The organism is Kitasatospora sp. DSM 101779 (assembly GCF_025655475.1).
Lineage (GTDB): Bacteria > Actinomycetota > Actinomycetes > Streptomycetales > Streptomycetaceae > Kitasatospora.
In genome coordinates, this window is record NZ_JAHTIK010000001.1 from 2,249,534 (window position 1) to 2,253,649 (window position 4,116).

At 73.9% G+C, this 4,116-nt stretch carries 7 protein-coding genes; 1 reads left to right on the top strand and 6 read right to left on the bottom strand.

Annotated elements, in window-relative coordinates:
* On the bottom strand, positions 1–191 hold a 191-nt coding region (locus KSNIM_RS10470; RefSeq protein WP_263102963.1), incomplete at its 3' end, for a hypothetical protein.
* Between the two features lie 141 nt (positions 192–332).
* Here KSNIM_RS10470 and KSNIM_RS10475 point away from each other — a divergent pair.
* Positions 333–1,094, top strand: coding sequence for a DUF4239 domain-containing protein (locus KSNIM_RS10475; RefSeq protein ID WP_263102964.1), 762 nt, complete (start codon positions 333–335; stop codon positions 1,092–1,094).
* A 79-nt stretch (positions 1,095–1,173) separates the two neighbouring features.
* On the opposite strand, the gene KSNIM_RS10480 is transcribed toward KSNIM_RS10475, so the two are convergent.
* The 5 genes from KSNIM_RS10480 to KSNIM_RS10500 all read right to left on the bottom strand — a co-directional run.
* Positions 1,174–2,307 (bottom strand): FAD-dependent monooxygenase, encoded by a 1,134-nt coding sequence (locus KSNIM_RS10480; RefSeq protein ID WP_263102965.1) that lies wholly within the window; start codon positions 2,305–2,307, stop codon positions 1,174–1,176.
* 112 nt (positions 2,308–2,419) lie between these two features.
* A complete protein-coding gene (locus tag KSNIM_RS10485; protein ID WP_263102966.1) occupies positions 2,420–2,986 on the bottom strand; it encodes a GTP-binding protein in 567 nt (188 codons plus the stop codon).
* A gap of 1 nt (position 2,987) precedes the next feature.
* Positions 2,988–3,344 carry a DUF742 domain-containing protein gene (locus tag KSNIM_RS10490; RefSeq protein WP_263107895.1) on the bottom strand — a complete coding sequence of 119 codons (357 nt, stop codon included), beginning with the start codon at positions 3,342–3,344 and terminating at the stop codon, positions 2,988–2,990.
* 44 nt (positions 3,345–3,388) lie between these two features.
* Positions 3,389–3,826, bottom strand: coding sequence for a roadblock/LC7 domain-containing protein (locus KSNIM_RS10495; protein ID WP_263102967.1), 438 nt, complete (start codon positions 3,824–3,826; stop codon positions 3,389–3,391).
* Positions 3,823–4,116, bottom strand: a 294-nt coding sequence (locus KSNIM_RS10500) for a hypothetical protein (RefSeq protein ID WP_263102968.1), incomplete at its 5' end; no start/stop codon positions are given. The genes KSNIM_RS10495 and KSNIM_RS10500, both read right to left, overlap by 4 nt.

Below are 4,116 nucleotides of genomic sequence, written 5' to 3' on the forward strand. Positions count from 1 at the left end.
CCGCTGCCGCCCGAGCCCGCGCCCTCGTCCCCGGCTGCGGCGCCCGCCGTCGAGCCCCCGGCGCCGGAGCCCGCGCCGCCGGCCCCGCCCGCTCCCGCACCGCGGAAGATCCGGATGCCTCCGGCCCAGCCGGCCGTCGCACCCGCCCGGCACCGGAGCAGTTCGCCGGTGACCACGATGATGATCGTCACCGTCCCCGCCGTCCTCGCCGCCGCGGCCGCCAAGGTCCGCGGCAAGGCCGCCGCCCGCGGCAGCCGGTCCTGACCGAGCGGTCCCGCCGTCTCCGACCGGCCGTCGGCCGGTCGGCCATCCAGTCCTGAACAGGAGTTGTCATGTCGGAGTGGCTCGCCCTGGCGATCGCCATGGCGGCGTCCGTCCTGGTCGTCGTCGCCGTGGTGGTGCTGCGCCAGCGACGGGTCGGGGAGGACGACGACCCGTCCGAGACCCCGGACGTCATCGAGTACATCACCATGATGATCGGCGTGGTCTACGCGATCGTGCTCGGCCTCGCCATCGCAGGTGTCTGGGAGGCCCGCAGCGCCGCCCAGGACGAGGTGCTGAACGAGGCGCAGGCCCTGCACGAGGTGAGCGCCCGGGCCGAGGTGTACCCGGCCGACTTCCGGGCCCGGGTCCGCGGCGACGTGGACGCCTACGTGTCCTTCGTGGTGAACACCGAGTGGGATCACATGCGCGAGAACGGCGAGATCTCGCCGCGCGGCACCGAGCTGCTCGCCAAGCTGCGCCAGGACGTCGCCTCGCGGACCCCGCAGTCCGACCTGGAGGCACAGGTCTACCAGCCGATCATGGACCGGATCGCGGCGGCCGACGAGTCCCGCAACACCCGCGGGCAGAGCACCGGCCCGACCATGCCCGGGGTGGTGTGGTTCGGTCTGATCGTCGGCGCGGTGGTGACCGTCGGCATGGTCTTCGCGCTGCAGATCCGGCGCTCCCCGCGGGAGTTGATCCTGGCCGGCACCTTCAGCGCGCTGATCGCCTTCCTGCTGTTCCTGATCTGGGACTTCGACGATCCTTTCGGCCGGGGCGTCTCGGTCTCCACCCAGCCGTTCCTGGACCTCTTCCCGTCGCTGCTCTGACGGTCTTCCCGAGGGGCGCGTGGGGGCATCTGCCGACGGCCGGCAGGTGCCCCCACGCGTCCCTGTTCGTCCTCGGCCGTCAGTAGGGCTTGACGAGCACGTGGGCGGCGCCGGGGATGCCGATCTCGAGGAGTTCGTCCTCCTCCGGCGTGGTGGGTGTGCCGGTCTCCTGCTTGAGGACGGCCCGGGACAGCGCCTGGACGAACATCGCGCGCGGACGGCGGCGTGCCTCCCAGGCGTGCAGCGCGGCGGGCACCGACTCGGCGGCGTCCAGCTCCCGGGCGAGCACCAGGGCGTCCTCGACGGCCATCGCGGCGCCCTGCGCCAGGTGCGGGGTGGAGGCGTGCGCGGCGTCGCCGGCCAGCACCACCCGGCCGACGTGCCAGGGCTCGTCCACGGTGACCTGGGAGATCCGCGAGTACACCACCGCCGCCGGGTCGGTGACCTGCGCGAGTGCCTCGGCGACCGGGCCGCCGAACCCGGCGAGCCGCTCGGCGAGCTGCTCGTGGGCCTTCTCCGGGTCCGGGCGGAAGTCCTCGGCCTCTGCGAACACCGCTCCCAGGTACATGAGTTCGTCGGTGATCGGGGTGAGCAGCGCCTTCGCGGCGAGGTTGCCGGTGCTCATCACCACGCCCTGCACCTCGGGCCGGCGGGGCACGGTGACCCGCCAGTTGGCGAAGCCGGTGTACTCGGGCCGGTAGCGGTCGCCGTAGAGCCGGGTGCGCAGCGGGGAGCCGATCCCGTCGAAGCCGACGACCAGGTCGAAGCGGCCGGCCGAGCCGTCGGACAGGGTGACGTCCACGCCCTCGCCGTCGTCGGTGAGTCCGGTGACGGTGGTGCCGAAGCGGACGGTCGCGCCGGCCTGGGCGGCGGCCCGGCCGAGCACCTCGGCGAGGGCGGGGCGGGGTATGCCGTTGTTCGCGGGGGCGTCGTCCATCCGGGGCTGCGGGATCTTCGCCAGGGTGGCCCCGGACGGGTCGCAGATGGTCAGCACCTCCCACTCGAAGCCGGCCTTCAGGCAGTCCTCCAGGACGCCGAGTTCGCGCATCACGTGCAGGGCGTTGGAGGGCTGGATGATGCCGACGCCGAGTGCGTCGAGCTGCTCGCGGAGTTCGGCGACCTCGACGGTGTGGCCGCGGCGGGCGAGGGCGACGGCGAGGCTGAGCCCGCCGATGCCGCCGCCGTGGACGAGGACGCGCAGGGGTGTTGCCATGGTCTCTCCGTTGGTTCGGGGGACGGCCGGGCAGGGGAGGCCGGCCGCGTGGTGCGGGAGGACGGCGGGGAGGGTGCCGTGGCGTGACGGGCGCCGGGTGCGGGCCGGCGGGTCAGCCGGCGACGGGCAGCGCCATCAGGTGGTCGACCAGGGCGAGCAGCGCGTCCCGCCCGAAGGGCCGCTCCCGGACGTCGCCGACCAGCATCGGCACGTGCGGGTCGAGGTCGAGCGCGGCCCGGATCTCGGCGGCCGAACGGGTGTTGACGCCGTGGAAGCAGTTGATCGCCACGACGAACGGGATGCCCCGGCTCTCGAAGAAGTCAATCGAGGCGAAGCTGGTCTCCAGCCTGCGGGTGTCGGCGATGACGATCCCGCCGAGCGCGCCGTTGACCAGGTCGTTCCACATGAACCAGAACCGCTCCTGGCCGGGCGTGCCGAACAGGTACACCACCAGCTCGGGGCTGACGGTGATCCGGCCGAAGTCCAGGGCGACGGTGGTGGTGTCCTTCTGGTCGACCCCGGCGAGGTCGTCCACGCCGACGCTGGCGGTGGTGAGGTACTCCTCGGTGCGCAGCGGGGCGACCTCGCTGACGGCGCCGACCATGGTCGTCTTGCCGACGCCGAAGCCGCCGGCGATCAGGATCTTGACCGCGGCGGCGCCCGCCTGGGTGGTCGTCATCTCAAAGCCTCCTCAGTCCCTCACGTACGGCGGCCAGCAGGCCGCGGTCGGCGCCGCCCGCGGCCCGGGCCACCGCGATCGGGGCCCGGGCCGTCAGGAGGCCCTGTTCGACGAGGTCGCCGAGCAGGATCTTGGTCACCGAGACCGGCAGGTCGAGGTCGGCGGCGACCTCGGCCACGGCGGCCGGTGTCCGGCACCGGTCGAGGATCATCCGGTGCTCGGGCTGCAGCCGGCCGGGACGGACGGGCGCGCCGTAGGCGTCGACCGGCTCCTGCACGGTGGTGAGCAGGGTGATGAGGGTGAAGTCGTCGCGCCTGGGCGCGGTGCGGCCGCGGGTGATGGTGTACGGCCGGACCATGCTGTCCGCGCCGTCGTCGCCCTCGTCCTCGTCCCAGTACGGGTTCACCCGCGCTGCCCGCTGCGGGCGGCGAACGCGTCGAACTCACCGCGCTGCGGGGTGCCGAGCTTCTGGCCGACCTGCTGCACCAGGTTGTGCATGGCGAGCGACATGACCTCCGCGTCGACCTCCTGGGAGGCGACGACGGCCAGGTGGGTGCCCTGTCCGGCGGCGATCACGAACAGCCAGAGCTCGGCCAGTTCGACGATCACCTGGTGGACGGGCCCGCCGTCGAAGAGCTGGCCGACGCCGCGGGCGAGGCTCTGCTGACCGGTGGCGACGGCGGCGAGGCGCTCGGCGTCGGAGCGGTCGATGCTGCGGGAGTGGCTCACCACGAGGCCGTCGTCGGAGAGCAGGACGGCGTACCTCGTCCCGGCCACCGAGTCCACCAGGCCGTCCAGCAGCCAGTCGAGGTCCTGGTGGGTGGCGATTGTGCGCGTCATGACCGGTCTTCTCTCGTCGGGATGGTGTGGGTGTTCCAGGTGTCGCCGGGTCGGGGCCGCTCGCCCGGCTGCGCGGTGGTGTCCGCGGCCGGCGGGACGGCGCCGGACCGCGCCTCCCGGGACCGCCGCTGGAACGCTCCGATCGCCGCTCCGGCCCGTCGGGGGGCCGGCCGGAACAGCGGGTTCTCGTCCCAGCGCGGCGGCGCGGGGGCGGCCGGCGGGCCGGCCGGGTCGATCCGCAGCTCGTCGACCAGGCTGGCCTGGCGGACGCGGCGCGGCAGCGGCGGCTC

What these genes read in the sequence shown, in the direction of transcription:
- KSNIM_RS10475 (WP_263102964.1), top strand. Translation starts at nt 333, where the DNA reads ATGTCGGAGTGGCTCGCCCTGGCGATCGCCATGGCGGCGTCCGTCCTG.
- KSNIM_RS10480 (WP_263102965.1), bottom strand. Translation starts at nt 2,307, where the DNA reads ATGGCAACACCCCTGCGCGTCCTCGTCCACGGCGGCGGCATCGGCGGG.
- KSNIM_RS10485 (WP_263102966.1), bottom strand. Translation starts at nt 2,986, where the DNA reads ATGACGACCACCCAGGCGGGCGCCGCCGCGGTCAAGATCCTGATCGCC.
- KSNIM_RS10490 (WP_263107895.1), bottom strand. Translation starts at nt 3,344, where the DNA reads ATGGTCCGGCCGTACACCATCACCCGCGGCCGCACCGCGCCCAGGCGC.
- KSNIM_RS10495 (WP_263102967.1), bottom strand. Translation starts at nt 3,826, where the DNA reads ATGACGCGCACAATCGCCACCCACCAGGACCTCGACTGGCTGCTGGAC.